The 14,889-nt window shown below is 66.1% G+C and carries 16 protein-coding genes; 9 read left to right on the top strand and 7 right to left on the bottom strand.

Annotation, left to right across the window (positions count from 1 at the left end; all coding sequences use genetic code 11):
* Positions 1 to 61: 61 nt before the first annotated feature.
* From WJU27_RS01335 to fliN, 4 genes are all read left to right on the top strand, one after another.
* Entirely contained in the window at positions 62 to 1,063 is a 1,002-nt protein-coding gene (locus WJU27_RS01335; protein ID WP_341420910.1) for a flagellar hook-length control protein FliK, read from the top strand.
* A 157-nt stretch (positions 1,064 to 1,220) separates the two neighbouring features.
* A complete protein-coding gene (locus tag WJU27_RS01330; RefSeq protein WP_341420909.1) occupies positions 1,221 to 1,829 on the top strand; it encodes a flagellar basal body-associated protein FliL in 609 nt (202 codons plus the stop codon).
* 26 nt (positions 1,830 to 1,855) lie between these two features.
* Positions 1,856 to 2,881 (top strand): flagellar motor switch protein FliM, encoded by a 1,026-nt coding sequence (fliM, locus tag WJU27_RS01325; protein WP_341420908.1) that lies wholly within the window; start codon positions 1,856 to 1,858, stop codon positions 2,879 to 2,881.
* Complete coding sequence (gene fliN / locus WJU27_RS01320) at positions 2,878 to 3,324, top strand: flagellar motor switch protein FliN (protein ID WP_020165341.1); 447 nt, start codon at positions 2,878 to 2,880, stop codon at positions 3,322 to 3,324. The genes fliM and fliN overlap by 4 nt, the downstream gene beginning before the upstream one ends.
* 95 nt (positions 3,325 to 3,419) lie before the next feature.
* Here fliN and eutC read toward each other — a convergent pair whose 3' ends face one another.
* From eutC to eat, 4 genes are all read right to left on the bottom strand, one after another.
* Complete coding sequence (gene eutC, locus WJU27_RS01315; RefSeq protein WP_341420907.1) at positions 3,420 to 4,223, bottom strand: ethanolamine ammonia-lyase subunit EutC; 804 nt, start codon at positions 4,221 to 4,223, stop codon at positions 3,420 to 3,422.
* 62 nt (positions 4,224 to 4,285) lie between these two features.
* Positions 4,286 to 5,131: a TorF family putative porin gene (locus WJU27_RS01310; RefSeq protein ID WP_341420906.1), complete on the bottom strand. Its 846-nt coding sequence runs from the start codon at positions 5,129 to 5,131 to the stop codon at positions 4,286 to 4,288.
* A 38-nt stretch (positions 5,132 to 5,169) separates the two neighbouring features.
* On the bottom strand, positions 5,170 to 6,576 hold the full coding sequence (locus WJU27_RS01305) for an ethanolamine ammonia-lyase subunit EutB (protein ID WP_341420905.1): 1,407 nt from the start codon (positions 6,574 to 6,576) through the stop codon (positions 5,170 to 5,172).
* A gap of 10 nt (positions 6,577 to 6,586) precedes the next feature.
* Complete coding sequence (gene eat / locus WJU27_RS01300; RefSeq protein ID WP_020165345.1) at positions 6,587 to 7,990, bottom strand: ethanolamine permease; 1,404 nt, start codon at positions 7,988 to 7,990, stop codon at positions 6,587 to 6,589.
* 213 nt (positions 7,991 to 8,203) lie between these two features.
* Between eat and WJU27_RS01295 the strand changes: the two genes are divergently transcribed.
* The gene (locus WJU27_RS01295; RefSeq protein ID WP_341420904.1) at positions 8,204 to 9,223 is read left to right on the top strand and encodes a helix-turn-helix domain-containing protein; all 1,020 of its coding nucleotides are present in this window, start codon (positions 8,204 to 8,206) and stop codon (positions 9,221 to 9,223) included.
* Positions 9,224 to 9,714: 491 nt separating this feature from the next.
* Here WJU27_RS01295 and WJU27_RS01290 read toward each other — a convergent pair whose 3' ends face one another.
* Positions 9,715 to 9,846, bottom strand: coding sequence for a hypothetical protein (locus tag WJU27_RS01290; RefSeq protein ID WP_269744947.1), 132 nt, complete (start codon positions 9,844 to 9,846; stop codon positions 9,715 to 9,717).
* A 78-nt stretch (positions 9,847 to 9,924) separates the two neighbouring features.
* Between WJU27_RS01290 and WJU27_RS01285 the strand changes: the two genes are divergently transcribed.
* Together WJU27_RS01285 and WJU27_RS01280 are read left to right on the top strand one after the other, a co-directional pair.
* Complete coding sequence (locus tag WJU27_RS01285; RefSeq protein WP_341420903.1) at positions 9,925 to 10,710, top strand: M90 family metallopeptidase; 786 nt, start codon at positions 9,925 to 9,927, stop codon at positions 10,708 to 10,710.
* Positions 10,707 to 11,483 carry a hypothetical protein gene (locus WJU27_RS01280; RefSeq protein ID WP_341420902.1) on the top strand — a complete coding sequence of 259 codons (777 nt, stop codon included), beginning with the start codon at positions 10,707 to 10,709 and terminating at the stop codon, positions 11,481 to 11,483. The genes WJU27_RS01285 and WJU27_RS01280 overlap by 4 nt, the downstream gene beginning before the upstream one ends.
* A gap of 156 nt (positions 11,484 to 11,639) precedes the next feature.
* On the opposite strand, the gene WJU27_RS01275 is transcribed toward WJU27_RS01280, so the two are convergent.
* The gene (locus WJU27_RS01275) at positions 11,640 to 12,242 is read right to left on the bottom strand and encodes a TetR/AcrR family transcriptional regulator (RefSeq protein ID WP_296812650.1); all 603 of its coding nucleotides are present in this window, start codon (positions 12,240 to 12,242) and stop codon (positions 11,640 to 11,642) included.
* Between the two features lie 80 nt (positions 12,243 to 12,322).
* On the opposite strand from WJU27_RS01275, the gene WJU27_RS01270 reads away from it, so the two are divergent.
* Together WJU27_RS01270 and WJU27_RS01265 are read left to right on the top strand one after the other, a co-directional pair.
* The gene (locus tag WJU27_RS01270) at positions 12,323 to 12,796 is read left to right on the top strand and encodes a nuclear transport factor 2 family protein (RefSeq protein ID WP_020165351.1); all 474 of its coding nucleotides are present in this window, start codon (positions 12,323 to 12,325) and stop codon (positions 12,794 to 12,796) included.
* 109 nt (positions 12,797 to 12,905) lie between these two features.
* Complete coding sequence (locus WJU27_RS01265; RefSeq protein WP_296812652.1) at positions 12,906 to 14,000, top strand: NADH:flavin oxidoreductase/NADH oxidase; 1,095 nt, start codon at positions 12,906 to 12,908, stop codon at positions 13,998 to 14,000.
* 63 nt (positions 14,001 to 14,063) lie between these two features.
* On the opposite strand, the gene WJU27_RS01260 is transcribed toward WJU27_RS01265, so the two are convergent.
* Positions 14,064 to 14,882, bottom strand: coding sequence for a PEP-CTERM sorting domain-containing protein (locus tag WJU27_RS01260; RefSeq protein WP_341420901.1), 819 nt, complete (start codon positions 14,880 to 14,882; stop codon positions 14,064 to 14,066).
* Positions 14,883 to 14,889 lie beyond the last annotated feature (7 nt).

The following is a 14,889-nucleotide window of genomic DNA, read 5'->3' as shown; positions in this document are numbered from 1 at the left end:
CACCCTTCCCGGCAACTGGCACGGATAGTGCTGTGGTCCCTCCGTCACAGGAGAGATCACCATGCCGGCACCGACGCTTAACCTTCCTACTTCATCGAATCCGCTCGCCACGTCCGGCCCGGTCGGAGAGATCCGCGGCATTGCTGGCGAACTGAGCGGCGAAGACGCCGCCGCCTTCGCCAACCTGCTCAAGGACAACCTGCTGGCCAGCGGACAGGGGCGCGAACTTCCGCCCGAGCTGCTGGCCGACCTGATGGCCGACGCCATCAAGCCCGACGAGGACGCGCAGGAACTGATCACCACCGAATCCCCGCAAAGCGGCGCCGACATGCTCGCCGCCGGCCTGCTGCTGACACCTGTGCTGCAGCTGGCCGATGCGCTGAAAACGGCCGCTTCCAGCGAAAGCGAAGCCACGACGGCGTTGTCCGACCTCACCGGCGGCAAAGCGGCAAAGGGCAATACCGACCCGCTGGCGGCAGGGATTGCCGCCCAGGCCGGCAGCGACGTGGAGGTGGACGGCAAAACGCTGCCGGACTTCGACCTCGCTGCCGACGTGCTGCCCGACGCCTTCGCCGACAACACCACCGGCACGATGCAGCAGGCACAGCACGCCGACTTCCGCGCCCATATGGCGGCAGCCCAGCAGCCGAAGACCGAGATGACGGTCGCCACGCCGGTGAGCCAGCCGGGCTGGGCCGACGATGTCGGCCACCAGATCAGCTGGCTGGCCGATCAGGGCATGAGCAAAGCCGAACTGGTGCTGACGCCGCCGCACCTGGGGCGCATCGAAATCACGCTGGAGATCGGCTCCGACCTGAGTACCGCACAATTCGTATCGGCCAGTCCGATGGTGCGCGAAGCACTCGAACAGGCCATGCCCCGACTGCGTGAAATGCTGGCCGAAGGCGGTATTTCGCTGGGCGAGGCCAACGTGAGCAGCGACCAGCCCTCGCGCGAGGGCCAGGGCGGAGAACAGCGCGGCCAGCGCGGTCGCGACAGCGGCGAGCTTGCGGTCAGCCAGACCGCGCGGCGCGGCACCGGACTGGTCGATCTGTTCGCCTGACGCACCTCCGGAATCTGTGGCAGCCGCAAAGGTCGGGATGCACCTGTCGAGCAAAAAACCGCTCCGGCACTAAAAAAACGGATCAATCAGCCGTTATTCGGACATTGAAAGGCATGTGTGCCCGCCGACAATTCCGAATCAGACAGGAGCATCGAATATGGCCAAAGCAGCCGCCACCCCGGACGAAGCCGGAGCAGACGCACCAAAGAAGAAGGGCAACAAGATGCTCGTCATCATCATCGCCTTGCTGGTGGTGGTGATACTGGGCGGCGCCGCGGCCTTCTTCATGATGGGTGGCAATCATGCCGACGAAGGCGAGGACGGCGAAGAAGTCGTTGCCGAGGACGATCATGACGCTGCGGCCAAGGAAGCGAAGAAGGCCAAGCTGAAGAAGAAGAAGGACGCGGAAGCCAAGGGCCTGCCGCCGGTCTTCGTCGAACTCGACCCCTTCACCGTCAACCTGCAACCGGAAACCGCGGTCGACCAGTACCTGCAGGTCAAGGCGACACTGCGCGTCGATGAACAACCTGCAGCCGACAACCTGAAGGCCTACATGCCGGAGATTCGCCACCGTGTGCTGATGCTGCTGTCCGGCAAGAAGGCCTCCGATCTGGGTACCACGGAAGGCCGCGAGCAACTGGCGGAAGACATCAAGCACGCAGTCAATGCCATCGTCGGCGAGGTACCGCGGAACCGCAAGGGCGAGCCCGAAGAGCCGATAGGTCCGGTCGAATCGGTGCTCTTCACCTCCTTCATCGTGCAGTAGCGCGGAAGAGAACAGCGAGGAAGATCATGTCCGACTTTCTTTCCCAGGAAGAGGTCGATGCCCTGCTGAAGGGTGTCACCGGCGAAACCGACGAAGCCGTCCAGGAGGACGACACCGGCGGCATTCGCCCGTACAACCTCGGCACCCAGGAAAGAATCGTCCGCGGGCGCATGCCCACGCTGGAGCTGATCCACGAGCGTTTCGCCCGTTACCTGCGCATCGGCCTGTTCAATTTCATGCAGCGCAGCGCCGAGATTTCGCTCGGCCCGATCCGCCTGCAGAAGTACTCGGAATTCATCCGCAATCTGGTGGTACCGACCAACCTGAACCTGGTCCAGGTGAAGCCGCTGCGCGGTACCGGTCTCGTCGTGTTCGACCCGAATCTGGTGTTCCTGGTCATCGACAACATGTTCGGCGGCGACGGACGCTTCCATACGCGGGTCGAAGGGCGCGATTTCACGGCGACCGAACAGCGCATCATCCACGGCCTGCTCGACGTGTTCTTCGCCGAGTACGAGCGCTCGTGGGAGCCGGTGCACAAGATCAAGTTCGAGTACATGCGCTCGGAGATGAACTCGCAGTTCGCCAATATCGCCACGCCGTCGGAAATCGTGGTCGCGTCGACCTTCACCGTCGAACTGGGCGGCGTATCGGCAGAGATGCACATCTGCCTGCCCTACTCGATGGTCGAGCCGCTGCGCGACATCCTGAATTCGTCGATGCAGAGCGACAGCGTCAGTTCGGACAACCGCTGGATCAAGCTGCTGACACGTCAGGTGCAGGACGCCGCAGTTGAACTGTCAGTGAACCTCGGAGACGGCTCACTCACGCTGGGCGGCCTCAACAACCTAAAGGTTGGCGACATCATTCCGATAACTATTCCAGAGACGGTGACGGCCTCGGTCGATGGCATAGACGTGTTGCGGTGCAAGTATGGCGTTCAGAACGGGCACTACGCATTGCGCATCGAGCGTTTCATGGCCGGCGAGGAAGAGTTGATCGAGCACGCCCTGAACGCCCAGGGCAAGAAGACAGGTGAGGAAAAACCATGAGCGATCTGGCCGAAGCCGAAGAACAAGTCAGCGACGATGACTGGGCCGCCGCGATGGCGGAACAGACCACCGCAGACGAAGCACTCGCCGCACTGGACGCCGACCACGCAACGGTGGAGGCGCAGCCGGCAAACATATTTCAGCAGTTCGGGGAAAGCGCGAACAAGCCTGCCGAAGGCCTGCGCGACTTCGAAATGATCCTCGACATCCCGGTGCAGCTGACCGTGGAACTGGGCCGTACCAAGATTTCCATCCGCAATCTGCTGCAACTGGGCCACGGCTCGGTGGTCGAGCTCGACGGCATGGCGGGCGAGCCGATGGACGTGCTGGTCAATGGCACGCTGATTGCGCAGGGCGAGGTGGTGGTGGTGAACGACAAGTTCGGCATCCGCCTCACCGACATCATCACCCCGGCGGAGCGCATGAAGAAGCTCAAGCGCTGAAGCCCACGAACCTCCTCCTGATTCGACCAGATTGAATCGGGTTTCAGGGCGACGCAGATGCGTCGCCCTTTTTCTTTGCCACCGCGCCTTTCCGCTCAGTCCAGCCGCGGCGTGCCCGCCCGGTCGATCAGCGGCAGCGTGTGGTCGCTCTCGTCCTTCAGCCCGACACCGGTCAGGCGCAGCGCACTCGCCTGCTGCATCAGCCAGTTCAGGCGATAGGCGGCAGCACCATAGGGCTGGCCCTCGGGCCGCACATTCGATATGCAGTTGCGCTCGGCGTCCGACCTGCCGACGCGTGGCGCCCAGGTGAGATAGACACCCAGGCTGTCCGGCGAACTGAGCCCCGGCCGCTCGCCGATCAGCATGGCCACCATGCGTGCGCCCAGCGCCTCGCCGACCTCGTCGGCCAGCGCCACGCGCGCCTGGGTGGCGATCACCACCGGCGCGATGCACCAGTCCTCTGGCAGCAGCGGATACAGCGCCGCGAGCAGCGGCACCGCGTGCCGCGCCACCGCCGCCGACGACAGGCCGTCGCCGATCACCACCGCCAGATCGCAGCCCTCGCCGCGCATGCCATCCAGCCGTACGCGGTCATCGGCGTCGAGCCGGCGGCCGAGGTCAGGCCGGCGCAGATAGGTTTCGCGGTCGGGCGCACGGCTTTTCACCGGCAGTGCCGGCCAGTCCTGCGCGTTCAGTTCGGAGGCCAGCGCCGCCACATCGAGCGGCGTGTGGATGGCATCGCGGGCCAGCGCGTGGGCCAGACCGAAGCCCAGGGCTTCCGCGGTGGGCACGGCGTTGCCGACGCGGCCCAGGCCGATGCGCGCCGACGTGAAACTTCGCCAGAGCGCCCAGGCATCCGTGCTGTCGCTCAGCGCGCCGTCCTTGTCTTCATCCTTCATCGCACATCTCTTCACGTTCCTCGCGCCGGCCCCGGCCGTCGCTGCCCGGGGCCGACGCCATCTCAGAAGGCCTTGGTCACGCTGACGAACAGCTTGTCCTTCGCAATGTCGGAATCCGACCGCCCGTTGTCCAGGCTGACGAAGTCCTTGTACGCGTTCGGCTCGCTCGATGCCGAGTAGAACACGCCGGCCGACCAGCCATCCGGCAGCGCGCGGGTGACGCCGACCTTGTAGTAGGTAATGTCCAGTCCGGTCGAATTGCGCACGATCTGGCGGCCGATCTGACCGCTGACGTTCCACCCTTCGGCCACGTCGTAGGCCGCGTTCAGTTCGAAGTAATGCGAACCGCGCGTATTGCCGGTAACGCCGGCCGACAGGTCACCGAAGAAGCCACCATTGACCGGCGAATTGTTGGTGCTCCAGCCGAAGTATTCGTTCAGCGTGCGACCGGTCTTGAAGGTGAGCCATTCCCAGTTCAGCGCGACATAGGCTTCGGCAGTGTCGAGACGGTTGCGCGCGTTGAAGCCGGTGAAGGGCGAATCGTCCCAGTTGGCGCCGGGGTACATGTAATAGACGGCGCCTACATCGACGCCTACGGTGTCCGCCACCTTGGTGCGGTAGCCACCGTAGAGGTCGGTTTCGACCGCTGCGCCCGGCAGCCAGTGATCGGATACGTTCGACGCGAAGAAGCCGGCGTAGAAGCCCGAACTGTGCACCGCCTCGATGCTGAACTGCAGCGCCGGTCCGCCCCAGGTCTGCGACTGGCCGCGGAAGATGTAGTCGCTGACCAGCGTGACGCTCATCGGCACCGTCCAGTCGGAGGCCGGCGCGGCCTCTTCGGCGTGTGCCAGCGGTGCGGCGGCGAACAGGGCTGCACAGAGCAGCGTGGTGTGGCGGATCGAAGTCATGAAGAAAGCTCCCGGTCTGTTTGAAATGGATGTGGATTTCATGCGGCGCGCGGCGAGGGCAACGCAGCCAGCGAGGTGATGCCGTCGACCAGCGCGCGGCCGCTGCCGCGCAGCAGTTCGCCGTTCGGATCGGTGAGGCCGATGGACTGCAGCCAGCGCTCGAATTCGGGCGCGCGCTTCAGGCCCAGCGTGCGGCGAACGAACAGCGCGTCGTGGAAGGAGGTGCTCTGGTAGTTGAGCATGATGTCGTCCGCCCCCGGCACGCCGATCACGAACGGAATGCCGGCGGCGCCGAGCAGCACCAGCAGCGTGTCCATGTCGTCCTGGTCGGCTTCGGCGTGATTGGTGTAGCAGACGTCGCAGCCCAGCGGCAGGCCGAGCAGCTTGCCGCAGAAGTGATCCTCCAGCCCGGCGCGGATGATCTGCTTGCCGTCGTACAGGTACTCCGGGCCGATGAAGCCGACCACGGTATTGATCAGCAGCGGCTTGTAGCGGCGCGCCACCGCGTAGGCGCGCGCCTCGCAGGTCTGCTGGTCCACGCCGTGGTGGGCGTTGGCCGACAGCGCACTGCCCTGCCCGGTCTCGAAATACATGACGTTGTCGCCGAGCGTGCCGCGGCCGAGCGACAGCGCCGCGTCATACGCCTCGTCGAGTACCGCCAGACTGACGCCGAACGAGGCGTTCGTCTTTTCGGTGCCGCCGACCGACTGGAACACCAGATCGACCGGCGCGCCCTGCTCGATCAGCTTCACCGTGTTGGTCACGTGCGTCAGCACGCAGCTCTGGGTCGGAATGTCGAAGCGTTCGATCAGCTCGTCCAGCATGTGCAGCAGGCTGGCGATGGCCGGCAGGCTGTCGGAGGCCGGATTGATGCCGATCACCGCATCGCCGGCGCCGCACAGCAGACCGTCCAGCGTCGAGGCCGCCACGCCGCGCAGATCGTCGGTCGGGTGGTTCGGCTGCAGCCGCACCGCCAGATGGCCGGGCAGGCCTATCGTGTTGCGGAACTGCGTCACCACGCGGCATTTGCGCGCCACCGCGATCAGGTCCTGGTTGCGCATGAGCTTGCTCACCGCCGCCACCATTTCCGGCGTCAGTCCCGGCGACACTGCGGCCAGCGTATCGGCGTCGGCCGCGTCGTCGAGCAGCCATTCGCGGAAACCGCCCACCGTCAGATGGGCGATCGGTGCGAAGGCTTCGCGGTCGTGGCTGTCGATGATGAGGCGGGTGATCTCGTCCTCCTCGTACGGCACCAGCGCCTCGTTCAGGAAGGTGGCCAGCGGGATGTCGGCCAGCGCGTGCCGCGCCGCCACACGGCGCAGCGCGGAGCCTGCTGCCACGCCGGCCAGCACGTCGCCCGAGCGGGCCGGGCTGGCGCAGGCCATCACCGTCTTCAGGTCGGGGAAGCTGAACGCCTCCCCGCCCACCGTCACGCGATAAGCCATGGCGCTCTCCTCAGCGGCTGCCGGCCAGCATCACGTCTTCCGGCGCGTCGGCGCGCTGCTGGCCGGTCAGGAAGAAGTAGGCCGAGGCGAGCGCGAACAGGCCGAGGAAGACGCCGGCCAGCAGCGTGTTGAACCACACCATCGCGCCGAGGCAGAACACGCCCAGCGCCAGCGCAATGGCCGGGAATACCGGATAGAACGGCGCGCGGTACGGACGTTCCAGCAGCGGCTCGCTCTTGCGCAGCTTGAACAGCGAGGCCATGGACATGATGTACATGACGATGGCACCGAATACCGACATCGTGACGATGTTGGCGGTCAGCGTCTGTCCGCCGAAGCTGATCCACGAGTCGCTGAAGATGGCGACCACGCCGATCACGCCCCCCGCCAGCAGTGCGCGGTGCGGCGTCTGGAAACGCGGGCTGAGTGCGGCGAAGTAGCGCGGCAGGTAGCCGGCACGGGCGAGCGCGAATATCTGCCGCGAGTAGCCCATGATGATGCCGTGGAAGGAGGCGATCAGGCCGAACAGGCCGATCCACACCAGCATGTGCAGCCAGCCGCTGTTCTCGCCCACCACCGCCTTCATCGCCTGCGGCAGCGGATCGTTGATGTTGGCGATCTGGCGCCAGTCGCCGACGCCGCCGGCGAAGATCATGACGCCGAAGGCGAGCACCAGCAGGGTAAGGATGCCGGCCACGTAGGCGACCGGAATCGTGCGCTTCGGGTCGCGTGCCTCCTCGGCCGCCATCGCCGCGCCCTCGATCGCCAGGAAGAACCAGATGGCGAACGGGATGGACGCGAAGATGCCCGCCAGCGCGACGCCGGAGAACTCGTTCTGGCCGGCCCAGCCATTGGCGACGAAGTTCGCCATGCTCCAGCCGGGCGCGACGATGCCCATGAACAGCAGCAGTTCGAAGATGGCGAGCAGCGTCACGAACAGTTCGAAGGTAGCGGCGATGCTCACCCCCACCCAGTTCAGCGCGATGAACACGACGTAGGCGCCGAGCGCGATCATCTTCGGATCGACGCTGGGGAACTGCACGTTCAGGTAGGCGCCAATGGCCAGCGAGATCGCCGGCGGCGCGAACACGAATTCGACCAGCGTGGCGAAACCGGCGATGAAGCCGCCGAAGGGTCCGAAGGCGCGCCGCGCGTAGGCGAAGGGACCGCCGGCGTGCGGGATGGCGGTAGACAGTTCGGTGAAGCTGAAGATGAAGGTCGCGTACATGGCCGCAACCAGCACGGTCGCGCACAGGAAGCCCAGCGTGCCGGCCGAGTTCCAGCCATAGCTCCAGCCGAAGTACTCGCCCGAAATGACCAGTCCGACCGCGATGCCCCACAGCTGCAGCGGACCCAGCACCTTCTTCAGCGACTGCGGGCCGCCCGCCCCGGTCGCATTCAGTGTTGACGACATGTTTTCCTCTCCCGGATCTGTTCCGCCCGGCGCGGAACCTCTTTTTCATTCGATCACCGGGAAGGCGTCCCCACTATCCGGAATCGGAAAAGTCGCGGCAGTGCACTATCCCGAATCGGAAAAGCTGTTTGCGGCAGTTGGCACGGGGAATGCTAAGTCCCTGCAATCACGGTACATTCCTGTTCGCGCGAGCGACAGGAGGAGAGGCAGAACATGGGACATGACATCGCGCCAGCCCCGACCGCGGAGGACGCCACCAGAAGCGCCCCGAAGGACGGGATCCGCGTGTGCCGCAGCGACGACGTCGCGGAGCACGCGGACAATATTTCGCGCTGGCATCAGGAATACGAGCAGTTGTCGGGTGGCGTGTTCAGCGGCTGCATCCGCGAAATGCTGGTCGAGAACGGCCCGCGCTTGCAGGTGTTCCACGAATACACCGAACAGGAAACCAGCCAGCAGTGCGGCCCGTGGTCGGGCTCGGTGTGGATGGGCCTGCCCGATCTGTCGCGCACCGGTGAAGTGCGCTTCTGCGGCCGGCCGCACAGCGATGGGGTGCATCTGATGATGGCGCGCGCCAGCAGCGGCTTCACGCTGCGCACGCCGCGCGACTTCGGCATCTACGGCATCGTCGCCGACGAAGGCTGGCTCGCCTCGCGCCTGACCGGCCGCCACGGACACAAGCTCGAACAGCTGCTGCTGCACGGCTCGGTCGCCAGCCGCGCGCTCAGTCCATCGCGGCACAGCGAACTGTGTTTCCTGATCGAAGGCCTGCTGGAACCGGTCGGTGCCACCACCCCGTCCGGCGATCTGTGCGCCGATCTGGTCGATCTGCTGCTCGACAGCCTGGGCGACGACCCGGCGCCGCCGTCGCGCACAGCACTCGAACAGCGCCGCTTCGACATCGTGATGCAGGCGCGGCGCATCGCGCTGAAGCCGGAAAGCTCGGTCGACGGCGTAGACGAACTGTGCGAACGCCTGCACGTCACGCGCCGCACGCTGCAGAACCACTTCAACAGCGTGCTCGGCATGGCACCGAAGGATTACCTGAAACGCGTGCGGCTGAACGCCGTGCGGCGCGCGCTGCAGCACGGCAGCGACCCGGCGCGCAGCGTGCACGACATCGCGATGCAATGGGGCTTCTGGCACCTCGGCCACTTCTCGCACGACTACCGCGAACTGTTCGGCGAACTGCCGTCCAGTACGCTGCGGCGGGCGCTGAACGGGACTTTCTGAAGCGGGCGACAGTGAGCGCTGTCGTTGTGGCAGAGGTCTTCTGACCGCGACGCGGCGGTTGCAGGCTACCGGCTTCGATACAGGCCGCTGTCGGGGTCGGAAGACCCCTCCCACAGAGGGCCCGCCCGGGCTCGGGCCGCGGGTCTGGCGCATTCCCCTGTGGGAGCGGTCTTCTGACCGCGACGCGGCGGTTGCAGGCTACCGGCTTCGATACAGGCTGCTGTCGTGGTCGGAAGACCCCTCCCACAGAACTCCGGCTCCGATCACCGATTGGGCGCGATTCCTTTGGGATCGGCCTTGGCCGCGACGCAGCCGCTGCAGGCCCGCGGTATTCGATTCACGGCGCAGTCTTCGCCCGATGACCGCCACAGACGCCCACACGTCATTCACCACCCCCGCAGGGTGAGTTCCCGACGCACCAGGTCAACGAAAAAGGGCGACCGCTTTCGCGGTCGCCCCTCGCACACCTGTCTCACGACAGTTGCGCGGAATCAGGTCTTTGGCTTCTCCGGCTGGGAGCTCTGGGGTTTGGCGTCGCCGTGCTTTTCGCCCGGGCATGCAAGAACGGCACTGGACGACGCAAACATCGCCAGCCCCAGCAGGATCGCGAGACGTTTCATCACGGATCACCTCCTTTCGTGGTTGCAGAGCCTTCACAATAGGCGCTGCCCCCACCCCGCGCAAGAGAGGATTACTTCCGGATGTTGCACTGGCTGCGCCGACTCGTTTCCGCCGTCGAACCCGAACTGCCCGACGTACCCGACGAACAGTGGGCCCGCATCGAGGCCCGGCTGCCCTGGCTCGATTTCCTCGACCCCGCCGACCGGCCGCGCCTGCGTGAACTGGCGCGGCAGTTCATCGCCAGCAAGGAATTCCACGGCGCCCACGACACCGTGCTGACCGACGACATGCTGCTCGAGATCGCGCTGCAGGCCTGCGTGCCGGTGCTCAACCTCGGGCTGGACTGGTACGACGACTGGGTCGGCGTGGTGGTCTACCCGGGCGACTTCGTCGTGCCGCGCCGGGTCACCGACGACGCCGGCGTCGTGCACGAATACGAGGACACGCTGGTCGGCGAGGCGTGGGAAGGCGGCCCGGTACTGCTGTCCTGGCAGCCGGAATCGCTGGCGGCCGACGGCATCAATGTGGTCATCCACGAATTCGCGCACAAGCTGGACATGCGCAACGGCGAGCCTGACGGTCTGCCGCCGCTGCATGCCGGCATGAGCGTGCAGCGCTGGGCCAGCGTGTGGTCGACCGCCTACGAGCGCTTCTGTGCCGACGTCGACGCCGGCGTGGACACCGGCATCGACGAATACGCCGCGGAAAGCCCGGCCGAGTTCTTCGCCGTCATGTCGGAGTGCTTCTTCGAAATCCCTGACCTGATACAGCAGGCCTGGCCGGATCTGTACGAGCAGTTGGCCCGCTTCTACCGGCTCGACCCGGCACCACGCGCCCGCGCGCTGTTCCCGCCGGACGCCGCATGATCGAGGAACTGATTGCCTGGGCAGGCCTGGACTGTCTGCCGGCGGCGCAGCGCCTTGGTCTGCGCCGTGAGGCGGCCGCGCTCGCCGTGCGCCACCGCCGGCTGCGCACGCACTGGGCAGAGCACATCGCGCAGACGCGCGCCGCCTTGCTCGCCGCCGCCCGCCTTTCCGCCGCAGCACCTGATGCACCGCGGCGCGCGTGGATCAAGGGCGCAGGTCTGCTGCAGGACGTGCCACTGCGCGAACTGCTCGACCTGTTCGAAACCATAGACCTCGTAGACGTGTGCTTCGGCCCGGCTGCGCGTGCTGCCATTCGCAAGCACTCAGGGCGGGTGCGCTGTGTACGGCAGGACGTGAGCGGCGTGCTAGAGGACCTGTCGCGCGATCCGTTGCACGCCGCACCCGCGATGCCGGCCGACGCCTGGTGCGCCTCGGTGAACCTGCTGTCGCAACTGCCGCTGCTGCCGTGCGCGACGCTTCTGGAGCGCGGCGAGGCCGAGTCGGCCGTCGAGCGCTACGGCGCGGCGATACAGCAGGCGCACATCGATGCACTCGGCCGCGTGCCGCACGCCTGCCTGATCATCGAGTACGCGCAGACTCGAGCGAATGCGCCGGACGAAGTGCTGCTGCCGGGTCTGCCGGAGCGCCTCGTCGCCGACGGCTGGGCTGCCGGTCCCCGCTGGCACTGGCCACTGAACCCTGCCGGCGAAACCATCGAGCCGACCGGCCGAACGATGCAGGCGTGGTGGCGCAGCGGTAACGCCGGCCGCTGACGACAAGCCCCGTCGCTGTACTTACCGCACACCACCTCTCCCAGTGAGAGCCGCCTTGGCAGCGACAGGGCCTTTGCGGACTTCGATGCGGGCTGCTGTCGGGGTCAAGACCCCTCCCACAGAACCCCGGCCCTGACTCCGGCCACGAATCAGGTGTCAGACGCATGCGCGCTCCGCCCCGGCGAGCACCCGCGCAAACACCCGTGCCAGCGGCGCGCGGGCCGCGTCCGCGCCTTCCATCTGCGCGCGCACGATGGCGCCCTCGATGAGCAGCAGCAGATCGGCGGCAACCTCGTCCGGTCGAACGAAACCTGCCTCGCGACAGGCCGCTTCGATCCGCGCCGCCAGTTCCCGCTTGTGCGTCACCGTCATCGGCGGCGCGTCCGTACCGGCTTCGGCATGACCATTGATGAAGGCACAGCCGCGAAAGCCGGGCGCGCGGAACCAGTCGTCCAGCGCATCGGGCAGCGCAGCCAACCAGGCGCGGGCATCCGGCGCAGCAGCAAGCCGGCTTTCCAGCCAGCCCATCCAGCGCGCGTGGCGCAGGTCCAGATAGGCCTCGACCAGCGCCTGCTTGGTCGGAAAGTGGCGGTAGAACGACGCCTTGGCGACACCCGACTCGGCAATGATGCGGTCAATGCCGGTGGCGCGCAGGCCGTGGCGGTAGAACAACCGGTAGGCGCATTCGAGTACGCGGGTCCGCGCATCCTGTTCGGGCAGCGGACCGGGTCCGGCGAGATCGTCGAGAGATGTGAACATCCATTCATGTTGACAGACAGACCTGTCTTGTTCAAGTATGTAGACAGACCTGTCTATTTTCAACCCCCGGAGCCTTTGCCATGACCGACGCCCCCCGCCCGCCCCTGCCGCCCTTCACGTCCGAAACCGCTGCGCAGAAGGTGCGCGCCGCCGAAGACGGCTGGAACAGCCGCGACCCGCAACGCGTATCGCTCGCCTACACCGCCGACAGCCGCTGGCGCAACCGCTCGGAGTTCCTGCGCGGCCGCGCCGAGATCGTCGACTTCCTGACCCGCAAGTGGGCGAAGGAGCGCGAGTACCGGCTGATCAAGGAACTGTGGTGCACCGCCGGCAACCGCATCGCCGTGCGCTTCGCCTACGAATGGCAGGACGACGCCGGCAACTGGTTCCGCTCCTACGGCAACGAAAACTGGGAATTCGACGATAAGGGCCTGATGGCGCACCGCCACGCCAGCATCAACGACCTGGCGATCAGCGAGTCGGAACGCCTGTTCCGCTGGCCGCAGGGACGGCGTCCCGACGATCATCCCGGCCTGTCCGAACTGGGGCTCTGACGATGCAGCCGCCGGTGTCGCGAAAGTCGACGCGGGCCGGCGGTCGGCGGTAGATTGCAGGGCGCTGCGGCCGCGCCGCCCGCCCTTCAACGACCGCGAGATCCCATTCATGTCCAGCCCGCTCTTCCAGCCCTACGACCTCGGCGGCCTCAGGCTGTCCAACCGCATCGTCATCGCGCCGATGTGCCAGTACTCGGCCAGCGACGGCAACGCGACCGACTGGCACCTGATGCACATCGGCCAGATGGCGCTGTCGGGCGCCGGCCTGTTCGTGATCGAAGCGACTGCGGTCGAAGCCGACGGTCGCATTTCTGCCGCCGACCTCGGCCTGTGGAACGATGACAACGAAGCCGCATTGCGTCGCGTGCTCGACGGTGTGCGTGCCCACTCCAGCATGCCGATCGCGATCCAGCTCGGCCATGCCGGCCGCAAGGCTTCGGTGGCACGACCTTGGGAGGGCGGCGCGCAGATCGCGCCGACCGCCGGCGGCTGGCAGACCGTGGCGCCCTCCTCGATCCCGCACGCCGCGCACGAGAACCCGCCACATTCACTCGACGCCGACGGCCTGCGCCGGGTGCGCACCGCCTTTGCCGACGCGGCAAAGCGCGCGGCGCGGCTCGAACTGGACGCCATCGAGGTGCACGGCGCACACGGCTACCTGCTGCACCAGTTCCTGTCACCGCTGGCCAATGCACGTGATGACGCCTACGGCGGCACGCTCGAGAACCGGCTGCGCTTTCCGCTCGAGGTGTTCGACGCGGTGCGCGAAGCCTTCCCGCACGACCGGCCGGTCGGCATGCGCATTTCCGCCAGCGACTGGGTGGACGGCGGCTGGGACATCGAACAGAGCGTGGTCCTCGCGCAGGCGCTCAAGGCGCGCGGCGCGAGCTTCATCCACGTATCGAGCGGCGGCGTATCGACCGCGCAGCAGATTCCGCTCACGCCGGGCTATCAGGTCGCCTTCGCCGAACGCATCCGCGCCGAAACAGGACTGCCGACCATCGCGGTCGGCCTGATCACCGAGCCGGAGCACGCCGAAGCCATACTCGCCGCCGGCCAGGCCGACCTGATCGGCGTCGCCCGCGCGATGCTGTACGACCCGCGCTGGCCCTGGCATGCCGCAGCCAAGCTCGGCGCGCAGATCAAGGTGGCGCCACAGTATCTGCGCTGCGCACCGCGTGAGGTCGCCAGGCTGTTCGGATGAAAAAAGCCAGGCACGAGGCCTGGCTCAAAGAAACGCCCGGTTGCCCGGGTCGAGGCGTGAAACTCAGATGCGGTTCATGCGGCGGCGGGCGACGAAGCCGACCATGCCCAGACCGGCGAGGAACATCGCGTACTCGGACGGTTCCGGTACCGCAGCCACAGCGCGGAAGCCGGCCAGATGAGTGTCCTGGAAGATGCGACCGCCCTCGCTGCTGGAAGCGCCCTGAACGATCCGAATGACGTCATCGCTCCATTCGTAGGTGTAGCCCGTCGCATCCACACTCAGAAAGTAGATGCCTGAATTCGGATTGGTTTCGGCGAGGCTCACATCAGTACGGATCGCGATCTTGTCGAGATCGCGGTAGCCCCCCGCCGCTGCGTTTGCTGCGTCATAGATCGCAACGTAGTCCGAACGGGCGGGATCCCTGAGTCGATAGCCATTTGCGGCGCCTGCATAGATGCCAGCTGCTCGGGTCCACGCAGCCGAAACGGTATCGAAATCTCCGAAGCCCGAGCGCACCAGCGCATTGATTTCGGTAATGCCATGGCTGGCATCGTCGAGCTTGAAATAGCTACCGAACACCAGAGAGTTCGTGGAAGCGTCGCTCCACACGCTGTCGATGAACGTGCCAACAGTGAAGTTACCTAGCAGCGCCGTGCGGCCAGCATTGTAGACATCGAAACTGACAGCGGTAGTGCGGGTGTCCAGCAAACTCCAGTTCGCCGGAATACCCGAGATGTAGAAGGGATCAGTCTCGATGTTGTTGACGGAGCCAGGAGTACGTTCTCCAGTATTCAGCACGTCGACGAATCCGCCGGCCTGAACGGAACAGGCCAGGAGGGAAAGCGCGGAGCACGCAACGAGATGTTTGATCGTAGCCATGTTGTTC

Source organism: Methyloversatilis sp. NSM2 (genome assembly GCF_038066675.1).
Classification (GTDB): domain Bacteria; phylum Pseudomonadota; class Gammaproteobacteria; order Burkholderiales; family Rhodocyclaceae; genus Methyloversatilis; species Methyloversatilis discipulorum_A.
Note: the sequence above shows the minus strand (reverse complement) of the source record. Positions and strands in the feature narration are given on the sequence as shown.

Bases quoted from the DNA above. Each gene is read 5' to 3' on its own strand.
- WJU27_RS01305 (WP_341420905.1), bottom strand. From the start codon at position 6,576: ATGGCTTATCGCGTGACGGTGGGCGGGGAGGCGTTCAGCTTCCCCGAC.
- WJU27_RS01335 (WP_341420910.1), top strand. From the start codon at position 62: ATGCCGGCACCGACGCTTAACCTTCCTACTTCATCGAATCCGCTCGCC.
- WJU27_RS01330 (WP_341420909.1), top strand. From the start codon at position 1,221: ATGGCCAAAGCAGCCGCCACCCCGGACGAAGCCGGAGCAGACGCACCA.
- WJU27_RS01270 (WP_020165351.1), top strand. From the start codon at position 12,323: ATGACCGACGCCCCCCGCCCGCCCCTGCCGCCCTTCACGTCCGAAACC.
- WJU27_RS01295 (WP_341420904.1), top strand. From the start codon at position 8,204: ATGGGACATGACATCGCGCCAGCCCCGACCGCGGAGGACGCCACCAGA.
- WJU27_RS01275 (WP_296812650.1), bottom strand. From the start codon at position 12,242: ATGTTCACATCTCTCGACGATCTCGCCGGACCCGGTCCGCTGCCCGAA.
- WJU27_RS01265 (WP_296812652.1), top strand. From the start codon at position 12,906: ATGTCCAGCCCGCTCTTCCAGCCCTACGACCTCGGCGGCCTCAGGCTG.
- eutC (WP_341420907.1), bottom strand. From the start codon at position 4,223: ATGAAGGATGAAGACAAGGACGGCGCGCTGAGCGACAGCACGGATGCC.
- fliN (WP_020165341.1), top strand. From the start codon at position 2,878: ATGAGCGATCTGGCCGAAGCCGAAGAACAAGTCAGCGACGATGACTGG.
- WJU27_RS01285 (WP_341420903.1), top strand. From the start codon at position 9,925: ATGTTGCACTGGCTGCGCCGACTCGTTTCCGCCGTCGAACCCGAACTG.
- fliM (WP_341420908.1), top strand. From the start codon at position 1,856: ATGTCCGACTTTCTTTCCCAGGAAGAGGTCGATGCCCTGCTGAAGGGT.
- WJU27_RS01260 (WP_341420901.1), bottom strand. From the start codon at position 14,882: ATGGCTACGATCAAACATCTCGTTGCGTGCTCCGCGCTTTCCCTCCTG.
- WJU27_RS01310 (WP_341420906.1), bottom strand. From the start codon at position 5,131: ATGACTTCGATCCGCCACACCACGCTGCTCTGTGCAGCCCTGTTCGCC.
- eat (WP_020165345.1), bottom strand. From the start codon at position 7,990: ATGTCGTCAACACTGAATGCGACCGGGGCGGGCGGCCCGCAGTCGCTG.
- WJU27_RS01280 (WP_341420902.1), top strand. From the start codon at position 10,707: ATGATCGAGGAACTGATTGCCTGGGCAGGCCTGGACTGTCTGCCGGCG.